This is a genomic window from Cupriavidus malaysiensis (assembly GCF_001854325.1).
In the GTDB taxonomy this organism is placed as follows: Bacteria; Pseudomonadota; Gammaproteobacteria; order Burkholderiales; family Burkholderiaceae; genus Cupriavidus; species Cupriavidus malaysiensis.
This window is the reverse complement of record NZ_CP017755.1, coordinates 3,230,238-3,246,003: the sequence shown is the minus strand read 5'-3', so window position 1 is coordinate 3,246,003 and position 15,766 is coordinate 3,230,238. Positions and strand designations below refer to the sequence as shown.

Annotated in this window: 17 protein-coding genes and 1 pseudogene; 7 read left to right on the top strand and 11 right to left on the bottom strand. The window is 69.9% G+C overall.

The annotated features are described in order from the left end of the window. Positions 1–71 precede the first annotated feature (71 nt). The 3 genes from BKK80_RS33835 to BKK80_RS33825 form a co-directional block, all read right to left on the bottom strand. On the bottom strand, positions 72–353 hold the full coding sequence (locus BKK80_RS33835) for a DUF1488 family protein (protein ID WP_071017822.1): 282 nt from the start codon (positions 351–353) through the stop codon (positions 72–74). 103 nt (positions 354–456) lie between these two features. Then, positions 457–924, bottom strand: coding sequence for a universal stress protein (locus BKK80_RS33830; protein ID WP_071017824.1), 468 nt, complete (start codon positions 922–924; stop codon positions 457–459). 47 nt (positions 925–971) lie between these two features. Further along, the gene (locus BKK80_RS33825) at positions 972–1,463 is read right to left on the bottom strand and encodes a universal stress protein (RefSeq protein ID WP_071017825.1); all 492 of its coding nucleotides are present in this window, start codon (positions 1,461–1,463) and stop codon (positions 972–974) included. A gap of 398 nt (positions 1,464–1,861) precedes the next feature. Between BKK80_RS33825 and BKK80_RS33820 the strand changes: the two genes are divergently transcribed. Genes BKK80_RS33820 through BKK80_RS33805 form a run of 4 tightly spaced genes read left to right on the top strand, consistent with a single transcriptional unit; the run spans position 1,862 to position 3,927 of the window. After that, entirely contained in the window at positions 1,862–2,191 is a 330-nt protein-coding gene (locus BKK80_RS33820) for an ArsR/SmtB family transcription factor (protein WP_071073022.1), read from the top strand. An 11-nt stretch (positions 2,192–2,202) separates the two neighbouring features. Next, positions 2,203–2,703, top strand: a complete 501-nt coding sequence (locus BKK80_RS33815; RefSeq protein ID WP_071073020.1) for an ArsI/CadI family heavy metal resistance metalloenzyme — start codon at positions 2,203–2,205, stop codon at positions 2,701–2,703. A gap of 10 nt (positions 2,704–2,713) precedes the next feature. Beyond that, positions 2,714–3,217, top strand: coding sequence for an arsenate reductase ArsC (locus BKK80_RS33810; protein ID WP_071073018.1), 504 nt, complete (start codon positions 2,714–2,716; stop codon positions 3,215–3,217). A gap of 5 nt (positions 3,218–3,222) precedes the next feature. After that, positions 3,223–3,927 carry an aquaporin gene (locus BKK80_RS33805; protein ID WP_071017838.1) on the top strand — a complete coding sequence of 235 codons (705 nt, stop codon included), beginning with the start codon at positions 3,223–3,225 and terminating at the stop codon, positions 3,925–3,927. Between the two features lie 58 nt (positions 3,928–3,985). On the opposite strand, the gene BKK80_RS33800 is transcribed toward BKK80_RS33805, so the two are convergent. Beyond that, positions 3,986–4,333: an ArsR/SmtB family transcription factor gene (locus BKK80_RS33800; protein ID WP_071017840.1), complete on the bottom strand. Its 348-nt coding sequence runs from the start codon at positions 4,331–4,333 to the stop codon at positions 3,986–3,988. A gap of 387 nt (positions 4,334–4,720) precedes the next feature. Between BKK80_RS33800 and BKK80_RS33795 the strand changes: the two genes are divergently transcribed. Beyond that, complete coding sequence (locus BKK80_RS33795; protein WP_236903882.1) at positions 4,721–4,975, top strand: hypothetical protein; 255 nt, start codon at positions 4,721–4,723, stop codon at positions 4,973–4,975. A 64-nt stretch (positions 4,976–5,039) separates the two neighbouring features. On the opposite strand, the gene BKK80_RS33790 is transcribed toward BKK80_RS33795, so the two are convergent. From BKK80_RS33790 to BKK80_RS33770, 5 genes are all read right to left on the bottom strand, one after another. Then, a complete protein-coding gene (locus BKK80_RS33790; RefSeq protein ID WP_071073016.1) occupies positions 5,040–5,813 on the bottom strand; it encodes a PTS sugar transporter subunit IIA in 774 nt (257 codons plus the stop codon). A gap of 95 nt (positions 5,814–5,908) precedes the next feature. Next, entirely contained in the window at positions 5,909–6,127 is a 219-nt protein-coding gene (locus BKK80_RS33785; protein ID WP_071073014.1) for a DUF2188 domain-containing protein, read from the bottom strand. Positions 6,128–6,564: 437 nt separating this feature from the next. Further along, positions 6,565–7,758 (bottom strand): type VI immunity family protein, encoded by a 1,194-nt coding sequence (locus BKK80_RS33780; protein ID WP_071073012.1) that lies wholly within the window; start codon positions 7,756–7,758, stop codon positions 6,565–6,567. A gap of 1,001 nt (positions 7,759–8,759) precedes the next feature. Next, the gene (locus BKK80_RS37660; RefSeq protein ID WP_084545867.1) at positions 8,760–9,548 is read right to left on the bottom strand and encodes a potassium-transporting ATPase subunit KdpA; all 789 of its coding nucleotides are present in this window, start codon (positions 9,546–9,548) and stop codon (positions 8,760–8,762) included. Between the two features lie 172 nt (positions 9,549–9,720). Then, on the bottom strand, positions 9,721–10,374 hold the full coding sequence (locus tag BKK80_RS33770) for a BON domain-containing protein (RefSeq protein ID WP_071017842.1): 654 nt from the start codon (positions 10,372–10,374) through the stop codon (positions 9,721–9,723). A gap of 151 nt (positions 10,375–10,525) precedes the next feature. On the opposite strand from BKK80_RS33770, the gene BKK80_RS33765 reads away from it, so the two are divergent. Both BKK80_RS33765 and BKK80_RS33760 read left to right on the top strand, forming a co-directional pair. After that, positions 10,526–10,981, top strand: a complete 456-nt coding sequence (locus tag BKK80_RS33765) for a universal stress protein (RefSeq protein WP_071017844.1) — start codon at positions 10,526–10,528, stop codon at positions 10,979–10,981. A 30-nt stretch (positions 10,982–11,011) separates the two neighbouring features. Further along, positions 11,012–12,544 (top strand): thymidine phosphorylase family protein, encoded by a 1,533-nt coding sequence (locus BKK80_RS33760; protein ID WP_071073010.1) that lies wholly within the window; start codon positions 11,012–11,014, stop codon positions 12,542–12,544. Between the two features lie 88 nt (positions 12,545–12,632). Here the strand turns inward: BKK80_RS33760 and BKK80_RS33755 are convergent, their stop codons facing one another. Together BKK80_RS33755 and BKK80_RS38065 are read right to left on the bottom strand one after the other, a co-directional pair. Then, positions 12,633–12,917: a hypothetical protein gene (locus tag BKK80_RS33755; RefSeq protein ID WP_071017847.1), complete on the bottom strand. Its 285-nt coding sequence runs from the start codon at positions 12,915–12,917 to the stop codon at positions 12,633–12,635. A 196-nt stretch (positions 12,918–13,113) separates the two neighbouring features. Then, positions 13,114–15,749: pseudogene (locus BKK80_RS38065) on the bottom strand (F0F1 ATP synthase subunit alpha). Positions 15,750–15,766: the final 17 nt, after the last annotated feature.

Genomic DNA, 15,766 nt, shown 5'->3' with positions numbered 1-15,766 from the left:
GTTTGCGCACGGGCGCGCAAGCGCGCGCGCTTGCGCGCCGCGAGCGCCGCGGCCGCCTTGCCGGGCCGCCCTCAGCCGGCGAAGCGGAAGTGCCCGCTGTGCAGGACGATGCGGTGCGCACCGGTCATCTCGAACAGCGCGCGCGCGACGTCCTGGATTTCCTGCCGGTGGTGCTGGAAGGCGCAGAGCAGGTCGTCGGCGCGCAGGGAGCGCGCGCCGAAGTGGTCTTCCAGCGCCTCGGCCGTGACCGAGTAGGTGGCGGGGTGGCCGTCGACCGTGGCCGCGCAGTCCAGGCAGGGGCCGGCCGCGCAGTAGTCGGGCGTGGCGTCCGGAAAGGCAATCTGCTTGTTCATGCCGTGCTCGCTGTGCTGGCTGGATTCCTCCAGCTTCCCTCTACCTACTGCAGCCACTGCCGCCGCAGAACGTGCGCGCCAGCGGTCCCGTGCCGGATGCCGGCTAAGCCGCCGCCGGCTGGCGCGAATCGCTGCGCACCAGCAGCACCGGCAGACGGCTCTTGCGGACGACGCCCTCGGCCACGCTGCCCATCAGCGCGCGCGACAGGCCGCGCCGGCCATGCGTGCCGAGCACCAGCAGGTCGGCGCCGCAGGCCTCGGCTTCGGCGACGATGGAATCGGCGAAATGCCCCGGCGCCGCCGGCCGGGTCACCAGGCGTGTCGTGCAGGGCACGCCGGCAGCCTCGCAGCGCCTGGCGGTGGCGGCGAGCACCTTCTCGCCCCAGGCCTCCAGTTCCCGCCGCATCTGCCCGGGGTCGTAGTAGCGTGCGTCATACAGCATGTCGATGTCGTCGGCGATGAAAATCGCCTGGACGGCGCCGCCGCCGGCCTTGGCCAGGCCGATGGCCTGCTCCATGGCCAGTTCGGCGCAGTGGCTGCCATCCACCGCCAGCAGGATGCGTTGATACATGGTAGGTCTCCCGGCCTTGCGGCGAGCAATGAAAAAAGGGGAAGGGCTCAGGCCGCGGCGCGCGCTTCGGCCTGCTGGCCGCCTGCCGCGGCGGCCGGCTCGCGCACCAGCAGCACGGGCACCTCGCACTCGCGCGCCAGGCTTTCGGCCACGCTGCCGAGCAGCAGGCGGCGCAGGCCGTGGCGCCCGTGCGTGCCGATCACGATCATGTCGGCCTTGCATTCGCTGGCGGCCTGCCGCACCGCGGACGGGATGTCGCCCAGCGTCAGCACGTCGTTGACCAGGTGCACGCCGCACGAGACGCCGGCCGCGTCGGCGGCGGCCGCGGCGTCGCGCAGCAGTTCTTCGCCCGCCACTACCAGTTGCGGCCCGAGTGCGCCGGCGTCGACATAGCCCAGGTCGTACTTCAGGTAGCCGTAGTCCACCACGTGCAGGATCTCCAGCCGCGCCTGGGTCGAGGCGGCCAGGGATACCGCCTGCTGCAGGGCCTTTCTGGCGCAGCTGCTGTCATCGATGGCGACGAGGATGGTCTGGGGCATGGCGGGACTCCTGGTGATGGGTGGGGGCTGGCGCGGGAGGGCAAGCGCGCTTGGCATGTTTCCGCTCTCTTGATCCACAGTGTGGCGCGGCGGCGGCGGCGCGGCTTGACCTGGATCAGGGAAAGCCGCTGCGGCGCCGCACGGCGCTTGGCAGGATGCGTGTATGGCATGCCGATCGCCGCGGAACCCTGTCGAGAACGGCTCGCCACGTGCACCTGAGCCGGAAGCGCGTGCGACAGCTGTCGCGGCACCTGACCGCTCACCCATGAGCGCTTCAGGCGGTTTATCGCTCACGCATAAGCGATGAGGTAACGATGGCGTCAACGGCGGCGCATTCGCGATCCCTTCGCAATCCACGCGGCCTTGTTTGTATTCTATATTTCCACTAGTATGGAAGGATGGAAAGCCAAGACGCCATCCGCTCCCTCGCCGCACTGGCCCACGGGCTGCGCCTCGAGGTCTACCGCCTGCTGGTGGTGGCCGGCCACGCCGGCATGACGCCGGGCGCGATCGCGGCGCGCCTGGAGGTGCCCGGCGCCACCTTGTCCTTTCACCTGAAGGAATTGATGCACGCGGGCCTGGTCCTGCAGCAACGGGATGGCCGGCACCTGATCTATCGGGCGGCGTTCGAACATATGAATTCACTGCTGGGCTTCCTGACGGCGAACTGCTGCCAGGGAGACGCCTGCCCGGAAACCACCGCCGCCGGCGGTGTCTGCGAATGTTGAGGGAGAACCCCATGAAGCGCTTTCACGTACACATCCACGTCGATGACCTCGGCAAGAGCATCGCCTTCTATTCCAAGCTGTTCGCGGCGGAGCCGGCGCGGGTCGAAGCCGACTACGCCAAGTGGATGCTCGAGGATCCGCGGGTGAACTTCGCCATCTCGACGCGTGGTACCCAGGCGGGCCTGGACCACCTGGGCTTCCAGACCGACGATGCGGCGGAACTGGCGGAGCTGAAGACGCGCGCCGAGGCGGCCGACATGGCGCTGCTGGACGAGGGCGAGACCACCTGTTGCTACGCGCGCAGCGAGAAGCACTGGATCACGGATCCGCAAGGCATCGCCTGGGAGCACTTCCACACGCTGGGCAACGTGCCGGTCTTCGGCGAAAGCCGGCCGGCCGAGGCGCCCGCTGCTGCCGCTGCCCCTGCTGCCGAATCGGCCTGCTGCGCGCCGCGTGCGCCCAGGGGCAAGCCCATCGGCGTGGCCGTGACGTCCAAGTCGTCCTGCTGCTGAGGAGGCCGGCATGGGCGGCAAGACCACCAACGTCCTGATCCTCTGCACCCACAATTCGGCACGCAGCGTGCTGAGCGAGGGCATGCTCAATCATCTGGCGCAGCAGCTCGGCCGCGACGTCCGCGCGTACAGCGCTGGCAGCGCGCCGAGCGGCCGCATCAACCCGTTCGCGATCGAGGCACTGCAGAATGCCGGTGTGGAAACGGCCGGTTTCCGCAGCAAGAGCTGGGATGAATTCGTGGCGGATGATGCCCCGCGCATGCGGGTCGTCATCACCGTGTGCGACAGCGCGGCCGCGGAGCAGTGTCCCTACTGGCCGGGAAGCCCCGTGAAAGTGCATTGGGGCTACGCCGATCCGTCGAACGCACAAGGTGGCGACGACGGCAAGCGGGTCGCCTTCGAGCTGACGCGCCAGGCCATCGGCTATCGCATGCTGCAACTGTTGCAACTGCCGCTCGAGGAGATGAGCGACGCCGAGCTGCAGGTCGCGCTGCAGCGCATTGCGCGGAGCTGAACGCCATGGTCGACTTGCGGCACAAGGTTCTGGCGGAGTCGCTGGGCACGGCGCTGCTGCTGGCCATCGTCATCGGTTCGGGCATCATGGCGGAGCGGCTTGCCGGCGGTAATGTCGCCATCGCACTGCTGGCCAACACGGGCGCCACGGTGCTTGGCCTGTACGTACTGATCGAAGTCTTCGGGCCGCTCAGCGGCGCGCACTTCAATCCTGTGGTCAGTGCGGTCATGGCCGTGCGCGGCGAACTGCCGGGCTCCGCGCTGGCGCCGTATCTGCTCGCGCAACTGGCCGGCGCGGTGCTCGGCGCCTGGCTGGCCCATGCCATGTTCGACTTGAGCATCCTGCAGTACTCCACCAAGGTGCGCGGTGGCCCTGGCCAATGGATCGCGGAAGCGGTGGCTACGGCGGGGCTGCTGTTGGTGATTCTGCGGGCGCCGGCGGGCCGAGCCTCGTCCATGGTGGCGGCTTATATCGGCGCGGCTTACTGGTTCACGGCATCCACGTCGTTCGCCAATCCGGCGGCCGCGTTCGGCCGCATGTTCAGCGACAGCTTTGCCGGCATCGCCCCCGCCAGCGTGCCGGGCTTCGTCATCGCACAGTGCGTGGGCGGCGCCATCGGCCTGGGGCTGCACCGGCTGCTGGAGCCGCGAGCGGCGCGGCGTGGCCATCCCAATGTGATCGAGTCCTCGGGCGAGCAGCCGACTGACTGAGCGCGCCGCCATCCTGGCTGTCCGCGCGGGCCCGGGGCTCCTCGCGGCGCAGGCGGGCTTAGGCCCGGGCCTTCCGGCCTGCCGGCGCGCAGGCGGAGGTGGGCACGTCGCAGCCCTGCGCGTCACCCTCGCAGCAGTGCTCCACCAGGAAGCCGATCAGGTCGTTCATCTGCGGGAACTGGACCTGGTACAGCACATTGCGCCCTTCCTGCTGGCCCGCGATCAGCCCCGCATGCGAGAGCTCCTTGAGATGGAAGGACAGGGTAGCCGGCGGGAGGCCGAGCGCTTCCCCGATCTGCCCCGCGTAGAGGCCGGTACGGCCGGCCCGGACCAGCAGGCGGAAAATGGCCAGGCGCGAAGGCTGCGCCAGCGCGGCCAGGGCTTTGACGGCGGCGTCGCTGTTCATGAGGCTTGGGATCCATGCATCGGTACGGAAAGGGGGTATTGTCCGCCGAAACCGGGGCGGGCGGGCGTTGCGTGGATGCGTTGCCGCCGGGCAGCGAAGCTGGTGAGCGGAAATCGCGCCGCCATGCGGAATCGTCGCCGGCCGCTGGCCCTTGGGCGGCACTATATTGTCCGCATCGTCGATACAGAGGCGAACGGGATTGGCGTCCCGAACACTTGTGCGTGGAAAGCCGCCGGTTGGCGGCGTTTTGAAGCAGTGCCTGAACCGCACACAGGAGTCCATGTCATGTCTAGTTCACCGCCCTCGGCGCCTCGTTCATCCCGCTCCCTGGCGTCCGCCGCCGCATTTTCTTCCTGCCCTTGCCGCCGGGGCGTTCGCGCCGAACAGGTGGGCGCCAGTCTTTACCTGAACACCGAAGTCGCCGCGGAAACGCCGCTGAGCCTTGCCGCCGAGAAGGCGGCTCAATTGCATGCGCTGCTGGTTGCCAGCCAGGAGTACGACTCAGATTGCGGCAACGTAAGCGACGACGACGCGCCGGAGGCAGGCATCCGCACCCACCTGCTGTCGGTGGCCACCACGCTGGCCGGAGAAGTGCTGGCCTTGAGCGAACTGGCGGCGCAGGATCCGGCACGGCTGCGCTGAGCGTCGCTTTCTCCTTCCGGGTCGCCGGCAAGCCGGCAACCACCAAGCGCATCGCGATGGCAGTTCATCGGCGCACAGCGGAGTCCGAAGCCGGATCGCCGGAGAACAGTCGGCATACGGAACGCGCATCCCTGCAGTGCCGCAGCGCACTGCGAAAGCGCTGGTCGCAGAAGAACTGAGCGGCGCTGGCCAGGAAGCGCAGGTGCGCGTTGTTGCCCCAATCCGGCAGGAGCAGGCAGATCAGGTCGCTCACGGGCAGCCCATCCGGTGCATCGAACGGTAGCGGTGTGACGCAGCGAACGTAGAAGGCGAGTTCCCGGGGAACGCGGCGGATTCGTGCATGAGGCACCGCCACGCCCTGGCCGAGCCCTGTCGATCCCAATGCCTCTCTCTCCATGAGCCCTGCCGTCACGGCTTCTGCGTCGAAGCCATGGTGTTGCCTGGCAAGCGTGCCCAAGTGATGGAACAGTGCGCTCCGGTCGGCGGCTTCACAATCCAGCACGACATCCTCTTCGCACAGGATGCTTCCGATGGTCGACGCGTGTGAAGCGCTGACACGTGGACCTGGCCGCGCCTGCGTACCATGGATCAGATCGATCCACGCGCCGGAAGGCCTCTCAGGAACCTCGACATACTGGCTGACCTCGGCGCCCGGCGTGAGGCGATTGAGCTGGGCAAGGGCATCCCCGACGGAGAGCCTGGGAAGGGTCAGGGAGACGCGCATCCTGGCACCACCGGGCATGACTGCGATGCAGATCGACCACGGCTGCCCCGCGCAGTCCCTGACCAAGGCCTGACGAAGCGGCCTGGCGTGCTGTGCGTCGATGGTGATGTGCATCGTGACATTGCGCGAAGCGAGACACGGCCGGGTGGTGTTCGGGCATTCCACTGCCGGAAGCCTGGGCCGTCCAGCGCCAGCCGAGACGAAAGTGCTCATGGCAGCATGGCTCCCGCGGAGGCTGCCGAATAGTCGGTCCGCGCACATTCCCGTCCGTCGCGATCCAGTATGACGAGCGTGACGCCGTCGCGGCGCGCTTTCTCGATGCCGGCTACGACCGCATCGTCGCGGCTCGCGTGATGTGACTCCGCGTACCTCGCTCCTTCGTAGATGACGTCCCAGCCTTCCCGATAGGCAACGACCTCGATCTGCATGGTCACGGATGTCTCCTCAGCCGGTCGCGGCGTGATTCCTATACCTATGGTAGGTGGCCGCGCATCAAGCGGCTGTCATGCCAATCGCCTGCTGCATAAAAATGCTGCAAAGGCTGAATGGCGCGCTGTGGCGGGGACATGGCCGGCCCGAACAGGTGCTCCCCGCGCTCCCAATCAGTCACGTGGCGCGGGGAGCATTTCCGGTTTGGGCATGAGTGCCACGAGCGATCGGACCACGGTATAGCGCCATGATCTTCATGCGGCGCCGCGACACCGCGACGCCAGGTGTCTTGAACGTGTGCAGGGATGACCGGAGCCTGGGGCCTGACTGGTCGCTGTCCCACTGCCAGACGGCGTCACCGTAGTCGACGGCCACGGTCGCATGATTTCGCCTTGGTGGAAATAGCGCCGCACCCTTGCTTGGCGGGTGTCATCCACTATCCCGCCAAGCAGGGTTGGCGGCCGGGAACCGAGCCGGGGGTGTGATGCGGCCCGGCATCCCCGGAGAGGGCCGGCGGCGTGCCAGCACGCTGGGCCGCGCCGGGCCAGTTGCTGTCGTCGTCGAAGCGGCGTATCCAGCGCGAGGCGCTGCCGTAGTCGAAGCGCGGGTTGGGGTCACCGTCCCAGGGATCGAGCGTACTGAGGTTCAGTCTATCGCAGCGGATCGGGCGAATCAGGCGGTTGGCCCTGACCAGCACCTCGGGAACGCCGTCTTCCACGGGGTAGAGGTCCAGGTCGCCGAGTTCGATCCACAGGCCGTTGGCGCCATCGGGATTGAGCGCGTTGCGGGGGTATGGCATGGAGGTGATGCGGATACGTGGGTGCGCCAGTTCCGCCCGGATCTCGGACTCGCTCTTGCCAAGCTTGCGCTGCCAAACGGGGGACAGCATGAAGCACCAGGTGGGCGGGCGTAAGCCTGCTCCAAGGCGCGATGGGTTGATATGCCCCCCGTTGATCGCATCGTGATAGTGGAAACCCATGTCGACCGGGTGATCGATGTCCAAGCCGTAGAAATAGTCGGCACAAATGCGTTCCAGCACGTCGGATTCATAGGCCCCCATCACGCTGAGTCCGCCATTGCCTACCTCGTAGCCCATGTAGGCTTGCTCGGGGCATAGCGACCGGATGCAACTGTGCGAGAAGGCGCGCCACGCCATCTCGTTGCCGTTCGCGTACCAGTCATGGCGGAACACCAGTTTCAGCGTGCTGTAGCACCGCTGCGGGACATGATGGACCCGGGCGGAGTAGGACCAGAGGGGGGACGCATCGGGCGATTCCATGTCGGTCGCCATCAAGTAGAACGGCCGGGATACCTCCCGCAGACGCCTGGCTTCGGCCCGCAGGTCGGTGGGAAACCGCTTGTCTCCGGCCTGGAGCCAAACCTGCGTGCGCGACTTGAACATCTTCTGGAAGGGGTTGTCGGCGATGCGATCGAAGCGCTCCCAGATGTCGATAAACTTGTCCGCCACCACCATGTAGTCCTTGGGCTGGTGGTGGACGTAGAAGGTCACATAGGGGCAGATGCCCAGTTCCCGTCCCTCGTCACCGTAGAACCACTGCGGGGCGATCTTGCTCTCGCGGATGAATTCTTCGATCTCGTCGGAGTTCAGATATTGTTCTGCCGTGCTCATCCAGTACCTCGCTTCTTGCTATTTCGGGGTCCGACCACCGGGCTTCCTCCGGGCTTCCCGCTTCGATGGTTCTTCGTTCTTGTCATGCCCGTCGGGCGTCCCGGGCTTCTGCCTTCCATGCACCGCGACATCCTCCGGGTACCGGAACAGCGACAACCGTCCCCCCGGATTCACGGACTTGTTCTGGAGACGGATCGGCGAGCGAGCCGTCCTAGTATTCACGTCCTGCTCAAGCATCCGCTTGCTTGCGATGAACGGCTTCGCCTCGATCCGATCCCCGGAAACCTGATTTCCGCGATGACGAAAGTACTGCCCTTGTCGGGCCGTTGATGCCGGTACTCGGGCATCACCAGGTCGGGCATGGCGGCATGGCGGCGGAGCGCGCGGGGCCGGTGCGCGCGCGCGGGGGCCGGCTGCCGGGGCGGCGCGGCGCGGTCCGCAGGCTTGGGAGCCATGCTAGTGGCGAGGGGGAGAGTACCGGGTTAGGTGCTTTCTGCCGATTGGTGTGGAAATTGCGGAAGCTGCGGTGGAATGCTGCGCGGCGGGCTTTGATGGGATCGCGGGGCAGGCCAACGTCCGTGTGTCGGGCCGGATGCGACCGGTGGGCCGGGTGTCACGATGTCGTCGAGCGCCTCTCCAACCGGATCAAGCATTTCCAGCGAGTCGAGGCACGCTACGCAAACTCACAGGCAGCCGGTTGGCATCGGCATCGCTTGCCCGCAAGGTCGGGACCTTCGTCAGGAAGTGGACAGAGCCCAGTGTCCTGAGTCGGAAATCCATGGAAGAACCGAGTCCGTCGAGAAGACCCGCGAGGCCAGGAACAAAGCGCGGCAAGGCTGGAGCCTCGCGAGCATCGGTGACGACGCGTCGTGCGGCCCATCGACGGACTTAGGGCAGGCCGAGCCAAGGAATCTGTGATTCAGGGCACCAGTCTCGCGCTCCCAATTCGGATCGTCGACAGCCTCGCAGGCCATCAGGCCCCGTTGCCGCCTGCGGCGATTTCAAGCGGATGGCGCACCGTAACGCTTGCGCAGTTCCAGGTTGATCGCCAGCACGTTGACCATCGGCTCTCCGGCCAGTCCACCCAGCGGCGCCCTGGCCTGCTGCTGCAGCAGCGCCAGGATCTCCGCCCGCAGCGGTGCGGCATTGCGCTTCGTATCGCGCGCCCATGCAGCCGCCACGCGATCCAGCTGGAAGAGCGCATTGGCCAGGGTGATGTCCGGATCCAGCCCGGAGGCCGGGGCCGTGACCATGTCGCCCGGCACGGGCGCGAGCTGGGCATCGGGATGTTCCTGCCGCCACATCTCGAAGAAGACCGACTGGATGTCGCTGCCTGCCCGCACGGGCTCCACCACGGTGGCCGGCTTTCCATCCGCCCCGGTACGCGGCACATCCGCCAGGAACATGTTCGGCAGGATGAAGAAGATCTGGCTGAAGTTCGAAAGGTGCTGGTCCCCGGAGTAGTGCTGCAGGTTCGTGTTGGTCATGAACGAGATGACCGTATTGAAGATGGTCGACGGCGCCAGCATGCCGCGTCCCAGCGGGTTGAGCGGCGCGACCGGTTGCAGTGCGAGCACGACGAAGCCGTACACGAACAGCACGGCGTTGAACACCAGCAGCGCCACCGTGTACTGCTTCCAGTCCTGGGCACCGCTGTCCAGGCGGGCTTCGAACCAGCGCAGTCCCGGCAGCGGCCGGTACTTGCCGTCCATGATCCACGCCATGTAGCGGCTCAAGGGAATGGAGACGACGATGGCAATCGCCAGGATGAGTAAGGGCAGGGTCCACATAGGTCCCCCCTGCAGAAGAGATGAGATGGGCGCCGTGGTGCTGGAACGCTAGAACTCCAGTCCCGCCTGCTGTCGGTGGCCACCACACTGGCCGGCGAAGTGCTGGCCTTGAGCGAGCTGGCGGCGCGGGATGCGCCGCCCTGAGCGCCGCCCCGCACCGGCCGCCGCGGCCTTACAGCGTGACCTGGATCTGGTTGTGCACCGCGCTCACCCCCGGCGCCGACCACGCCGCCTCGAAGGCGGCCTGGCGTTCGGCCCAGGTGCGCAGCGTGCCGCGCAGCGTCACCACGCCTTCGCTGACTTCCACGCTGACGTGGCCGGCATCGTCGCTGGCCTGCCGTTCGATGGCCTGGCGGATGCGCTGCCTGACGTCGTCGGCGGCCATGGCGGGGCGGACCGCCAGTCCGTTGCTGACGCCGCGCACGCCGAACAGGCCCGCCACCGCCTGTTCGGCGGCCACCCGCTGGTAGTTCCAGTCGACTTCGCCGCGCAGCGTGACCGCGCCGTGCTCCACCATCAGGTGGATGCGGTCGGCAGGCAGTCCGCTCATCCAATCGAGGACATGGCGCGCCGCGCGCGCGATGTCGGCGTCGGTGCGCTGGGCGTCGTCGGGCAGGCGCACATCGAGCTCCACCGCCAGGCCCTTGAGCCCGGTCACGCGCTGCGCGGCTGCCTCGGCCGCGTATTTCTCGGCAAAGGTCGGCAGGTGGCCGCTCAGCGTCACGATGCCGTCCTGCACCTCGACGCCGATGCCGGTGGCGTCGACGGCCGGATCCCAGGCCAGTTCTTCCATCACGTCCTGCTTGAGCTGGATATCGCCCTTCATCTCGGTTCTCCTCGCGGCGGCACACCTGCAGACTAGGCGAGCCGCGCGCGGCGCCCTTGACCCATGTCAACGTGGCGGCATGCGCCTTGGCTAGGCTGGCAGCAGCGGTCCGTCCGGCACGGATCGCCCTGCGCGAGCGCAAGGAGCACCCATGTATCGAACCATCCTCCTGGCGGTGGACGGCAGCCATGCCTCCCGCCTGGCCACGTTCGAGGCGGCGGCACTGGCCCGCGCGATGGCCGCGACCGTGCACGCGGTCTATGTGCTGGATGACCGCGAGCCCCTGCTCGAAGTGGCTTACCTCGACCGTGACGCGCTATGGCGCAGCATGGCCGAGTTCGGACGCGGTGTGCTGCGTGCCACCGGCGACCAGCTCGGCGCGGCGGGTGTCGCCCATACGCTGGCACTGGTCGAGCACTGCGTCGCGCCGGGCCAGGTCGCGCGCACGCTGGTGGCACGCGCCGAGGCCTGCCACGCCGATCTCATCGCGATGGGTACCCATGGGCGTCGCGGCCTGCGCCGTGCGGTGATGGGCAGCGTGGCCCGCGCCGTGCTGCGCGAATGGGCCGGTCCCATGCTGCTCACGCGCAGCAATGCCGATGACTGAGCCGGGCCGGCGCGCCCCGGGGAGACTGCCATGAACGACACGGTCCGCTTCGACAGCCCCTGCGTGCTGGAGCCCCTGCGCTACCGCGCGCTGGATATCGATACCTGGCAGGAGCACGTGATCTACCTGCACCGCGACTGCGCGGTGTGCCGCGCCGAGGGCTTCCGCGCGCAGGCGCGCGTGCAGGTGCAGGTCGGCGCGCGGCGGCTGATCGCCACCGTCAACGTGGTCGGCTCGGGCGTGCTCGGCCGCGCCGAGGCGGCTTTGTCGGCCAGCGCCAGCGGCGCGCTGGAGGCGCGTGCGGGGGATCTGGTCTACGTCACCCACGCGCCCGGGCTGGAATCGCTGCGCTGGGTGCGCGCCAAGGTCTACGGCAACGAACTCGCGGGCGCGCAGCTCGACGCCATCATGCAGGACGTGGCCAGCGGCAGCTACACCGGCGTGCCCATCGCCGCCTTCCTGGCCGCCTGCGCGGGCGGGCGCATGACGGAGCGCGAGACCATCGACCTGACCCGCGCCATGATCGGCACCGGCGAGCGGCTGTCCTGGAATCGGCCCGTGGTGGCCGACAAGCATTGCGTGGGCGGGCTGCCCGGCAACCGCACCTCGCCCATCGTGGTGGCGGTCGCCGCCGCGGCCGGCCTGCTGGTGCCCAAGACCTCCTCGCGCGCGATCACTTCGCCGGCTGGCACCGCCGACACCATGGCGGTGCTGACCCGCGTCGACCTCGATGCCGCCACGCTGCGCCAGGTAGTGGAGCAGGCCGGGGCGTCGCTGGCCTGGGGCGGGGCGCTCGGGCTGAGTCCGGCCGACGACATGCTGATCCAGGTCGAGCGCGCGCTCGACCTGGACAGCGACGCGCAGCTGGTGGCGTCGATCTTGTCGAAAAAGGTGGCCGCGGGCTCCACCCATGTGCTGATCGACGTGCCGGTGGGCCCAACCGCCAAGGTGCGCGAGGAAGCCGACCTGGAGCGCCTGCGCAGTCTGCTGACGCTTGCCGCGCAGGCCCTCGGCGTGCGTGTGCGCATCGTGCGCACCGACGGCACCCAGCCGGTCGGGCGCGGCATCGGGCCGGCGCTGGAGGCGCGTGACGTGCTGGCGGTGCTGCAGGGCGCGCCGTCGGCGCCGCACGACCTGCGCGAGCGCAGCCTGATGCTGGCCGGCGAACTGATGGAGTTCTGCGGGGCCTGCGGCGCCGGCGAGGGGGCGGCGCTGGCCGCGGCGCTGCTGGCCGGCGGTGCCGCCTGGACCCGGTTCCAGGCCATCTGCGAGGCGCAGGGCGGTTTGCGCGCGCCTGGCCGCGCGCTGTTCCTGCGCGATGTGCCGGCGCCACGCGACGGCGTGGTGGCCACCATCGACAACCGCCGGCTGGCACGCGCCGCCAGGCTGGCCGGCGCGCCCGAGCGCCAGGTCGCGGGCATCGACCTGCACGTGCGGCTGGGCGACACGGTGCGCGCCGGCCAGCCGCTGCTGACGCTGCATGCGCAGGCCTCGGGCGAACTGGCCTACGCGGGCGGCTTTCTCGCCGCGCATCCGGCCATCGTGATCGGCGAGGCCGGCTGATCCGCGCGCCGTGACCGGCACCGGCCGCGATCCAGGTCAAGCGCCGCCCGAGCGCGGCGCGGCGCTGCGTCGGGCCTGCCGCTGGCGCTCAGGCCGGGTGGCCGCCGGAGTCGAAGTCGGGAAATTCGGCGTCGAGCACCTCGAACACCTGGGCCGCGCGGCCGGACAGCAGGCTCGAATCCATGCCGCGCAGCAGGTGCTCGTCGGAGCGCAGCCATTTGTAGGCCAGCCGTACTTCATCGAGGGTCGGTTCGAGGGCAAGGATCTGCGCGATCACTTCGGCCTCGAAGGGGCCGATCACGGCGCGGATCTCAGCGGCGCTGGCGGGGCCCGGCGTGGCCGCGTGCGGCTGGGTGGATGCGGTCTGGGTCATGGTGTGGTCTCCTGGATGCCCCGGGGTGGCGGCGGAAGCCGGTGGGCGCGCCGGGCCGCGACGGGTGCGTTGTGATGGTTGCCTGTGATGCTGGCACAGCCGGTGGTGCACATCTTGTCCTGCGTCAAGGCAGCGCGGGTGGCGCGCCTATGGCCGCAGCGCGGCGGCAGGGGTGGCGGCCCGCGCGGCCCAGGGCTCATGCCTCCTCCCCGGCGCCGGCAGCGCCCAGTTCGATGATCTCGTTGGTGATCTGTTCCTGGCGCTCGCGTCCCGCCTGCATCTCCAGCCGGGCCAGGGTCGCGCGCACGTGGTCGCGCGCCGACAGCATGGTGCGCATGCGTGCTTCGTTCTCGGCGGCGAAGGACTGCAACAGCGCTTCACACAGCTGGGTGTGGATATACGACTCGGCCAGGCGCGCCAGCAGCAGCGGCGCGGGCAGGCTGGCCAGCGGCGGCTGGCGGTGGGCGGGCCGGGTGAAGCGGCCGTAGTCGAAGGGCAGCAGGCGCAGTTCGCGGATGGGCGACGTGGCCGGTGGCGGGCACGCGTGCCAGGCGCTGAGCGCGGCGGGCCGGGCGGCCGCCAGCTGCGGTTCGAGCGCGTGCGCCAGGCGTGTGGCCAGCGCGGCCACGTCGCCGGGGTGGGCGGCCATCGGTGCCGACCAGGCCGGTGCCAGGCCGCGCTCGGCGGCCAGCGCGGCGGCGCGCTGGCCCACGATGTAGTAGACCGTGCCGTGGGCGCCGGCGCCGGCCTGGGCGGTGTCCAGCAGCCGCTCGTTGAAGGTGCCGACGAAGCCCTGGTCGCTGCCGATCACCACGCTGACGCGCGGGGTGGCTGGTGCGGCCGGTGCCTGCAGTGGCGGCTGCGCGGCGGCACCGGCCGGGTCTGCCGCGCCGGCCAGCGCCAGCGCGTCGCCGATGGCCTGCGCCAGCATGGCCGCGCAGGCGTGCACGCCGGGCAGGTGGGCGCGCGCCTCGGCCGACCGGCTGGCCGCCATGCCGCGCACGGCGCCGACCACGGCCTCGAGCTGGCGCACGCCCGCGATGCGGGCCTGGAGTTCGCCGCGCCGCGTGCTCATGGCGGGGACCCCGGTACGCGCTGCGGCGCGGGCTCCGCTGCGGTCGCGGTGGCAGTGCCGGACGCCTCGCTGGCATGCGCCGCCTCGTGCGCCGTGTCCTGTGCCGCCGCTTGTGTCGCCGCTTGTGCCGCCGCTTGTGCCGCCGCTTGTGCCGCCCCCCGAGCGGACTCCTGCGCCATCCCGCGCAGGCAGGCCCGCACCGCCTCCGCCAGCGACGCCTCGGCCTCGGCGCCGAGCGGGCCGCCATCGGGCAGGGCCGCGCCATGTGCCTGCAGCCACGCGGGCAGCCGCGCACGCAGGCGGCCCACGTCCTCGACCGGCAGCCCGTCGAAGGCGCCCGCCGCCAGCGCCGCCAGCAGCGCCACCTGGGACAGCGGCGCCAGCGCGGCGAAGCGGGGCTGGCGCAGCAGCGCGCGGGTGCGTTCGCCGCGCACGATGCGGGCCTTGACGCGCGCATCGGTGAGGCCGCCGAAGCGCGTGAACATCTCCAGTTCCTGGAACTGCGCGTAGTCCAGCCGCAGGCGGCCGGAGACCTGGCGCAGCGCGGCGGGCTGGGCCTTGCCGCCGACGCGGCTGACGCTGAGGCCGATGTCGACCGCCGGGCGCTGGTTGGCGGCGAACAGCTCGCTGCTCATCACCAGCTGGCCGTCGGTGATCGAGATCAGGTTGGTGGGGATGTAGGCGGAGAGGTCGCCCGCCTCGGTCTGCGCGATCGGCAGCGCGGTCAGCGAGCCGCCGCCGAGCGCGGGCGACAGCTTGGCGGCGCGCTCCAGCAGGCGCGCGTGCAGGTAGAAGATGTCGCCAGGGTAGGCCTCGCGTCCCGGCGGCTGGCGCGTCAGCAGCGCCAGTTCGCGGTGGGTGGCGGCGTGCTGGCTGAGATCGTCGATCACCACCAGCACATGTTCGCCGCGGTCGCGGAAGTACTCGCCCATGCTGAAGGCCGCAAACGGCGCGATCCACTGCAGGCCCGGCGCCGCCGCCGCCGAGGCCACCACGAAGATGCAGCGCCCGGCCGCGCCCTGCGCGCGCACGGTCTCGATGGCGCGCTCCACGGCGCCGGCGCGCTGGCCCACCGCGGCATAGATGCAGATGAGCCCGCTGTCCTTCTGGTTGACGATGGCGTCGAGGGCGATGGAGGTCTTGCCGGTGGCGCGGTCGCCGAGGATCAGTTCGCGCTGGCCGAGGCCGATCGGGAACAGCGCGTCGACCAGCAGGATGCCGGTGGCCAGCGGCTGGCTGACCAGGTCGCGCTCGACGATGGCCGGCGCGGGGCGCTCGATCGGCAGGCGCTGCGCGCACTCCGGCGGCGGCAGGCCGTCGAGCGGCCGCCCGAGGGGATCGACCACCCGCCCCAGCAGGGCAGGCCCCACCGGCACGCTGACCACCTCGCCGGTGGCGCTGACGCGGCAGCCGGCGCCCACCGAGCCGTCGTCGTCGAGCAGCACGGCGCCGATGCGGTCCGCGTCGAGGGTCAGCGCCAGGCCATAGCGGTCGCCATCGAAGCGCAGCAGTTCGTCGAGCCGTGCCTGCGGCAGCCCGGCGACCATGGCGATGCCGTCGGCGGCGCGTTCCACCCGCCCTACTTCGCGCGCCAGCGGGCCGAGCTCGGCCCGCGTCAGCGCGCCGCGCGCCTGCGCCAGCCAGGCGCCGGCGGGCGGGTGGCGGTCGTCTGCCGCTCCCGCTGCTCCCGCTGCTTCTGCCGACGGTGCAGATAGTGCAGATTGCGCCGATTCAGCCGGCCCGGCCTGCGGCGGCAGGGGAGCCCCCTCCAGCG

Bases quoted from the DNA above. Each gene is read 5' to 3' on its own strand.
- BKK80_RS33780 (WP_071073012.1), bottom strand. From the start codon at position 7,758: ATGAGCACGGCAGAACAATATCTGAACTCCGACGAGATCGAAGAATTC.
- BKK80_RS33770 (WP_071017842.1), bottom strand. From the start codon at position 10,374: ATGAAGGGCGATATCCAGCTCAAGCAGGACGTGATGGAAGAACTGGCC.
- BKK80_RS33830 (WP_071017824.1), bottom strand. From the start codon at position 924: ATGTATCAACGCATCCTGCTGGCGGTGGATGGCAGCCACTGCGCCGAA.
- BKK80_RS33755 (WP_071017847.1), bottom strand. From the start codon at position 12,917: ATGACCCAGACCGCATCCACCCAGCCGCACGCGGCCACGCCGGGCCCC.
- BKK80_RS33785 (WP_071073014.1), bottom strand. From the start codon at position 6,127: ATGCAGATCGAGGTCGTTGCCTATCGGGAAGGCTGGGACGTCATCTAC.
- BKK80_RS33800 (WP_071017840.1), bottom strand. From the start codon at position 4,333: ATGAACAGCGACGCCGCCGTCAAAGCCCTGGCCGCGCTGGCGCAGCCT.
- BKK80_RS33790 (WP_071073016.1), bottom strand. From the start codon at position 5,813: ATGCACATCACCATCGACGCACAGCACGCCAGGCCGCTTCGTCAGGCC.
- BKK80_RS33810 (WP_071073018.1), top strand. From the start codon at position 2,714: ATGGGCGGCAAGACCACCAACGTCCTGATCCTCTGCACCCACAATTCG.
- BKK80_RS33820 (WP_071073022.1), top strand. From the start codon at position 1,862: ATGGAAAGCCAAGACGCCATCCGCTCCCTCGCCGCACTGGCCCACGGG.
- BKK80_RS33760 (WP_071073010.1), top strand. From the start codon at position 11,012: ATGAACGACACGGTCCGCTTCGACAGCCCCTGCGTGCTGGAGCCCCTG.
- BKK80_RS33815 (WP_071073020.1), top strand. From the start codon at position 2,203: ATGAAGCGCTTTCACGTACACATCCACGTCGATGACCTCGGCAAGAGC.
- BKK80_RS33835 (WP_071017822.1), bottom strand. From the start codon at position 353: ATGAACAAGCAGATTGCCTTTCCGGACGCCACGCCCGACTACTGCGCG.
- BKK80_RS33765 (WP_071017844.1), top strand. From the start codon at position 10,526: ATGTATCGAACCATCCTCCTGGCGGTGGACGGCAGCCATGCCTCCCGC.
- BKK80_RS33805 (WP_071017838.1), top strand. From the start codon at position 3,223: ATGGTCGACTTGCGGCACAAGGTTCTGGCGGAGTCGCTGGGCACGGCG.
- BKK80_RS37660 (WP_084545867.1), bottom strand. From the start codon at position 9,548: ATGTGGACCCTGCCCTTACTCATCCTGGCGATTGCCATCGTCGTCTCC.
- BKK80_RS33825 (WP_071017825.1), bottom strand. From the start codon at position 1,463: ATGCCCCAGACCATCCTCGTCGCCATCGATGACAGCAGCTGCGCCAGA.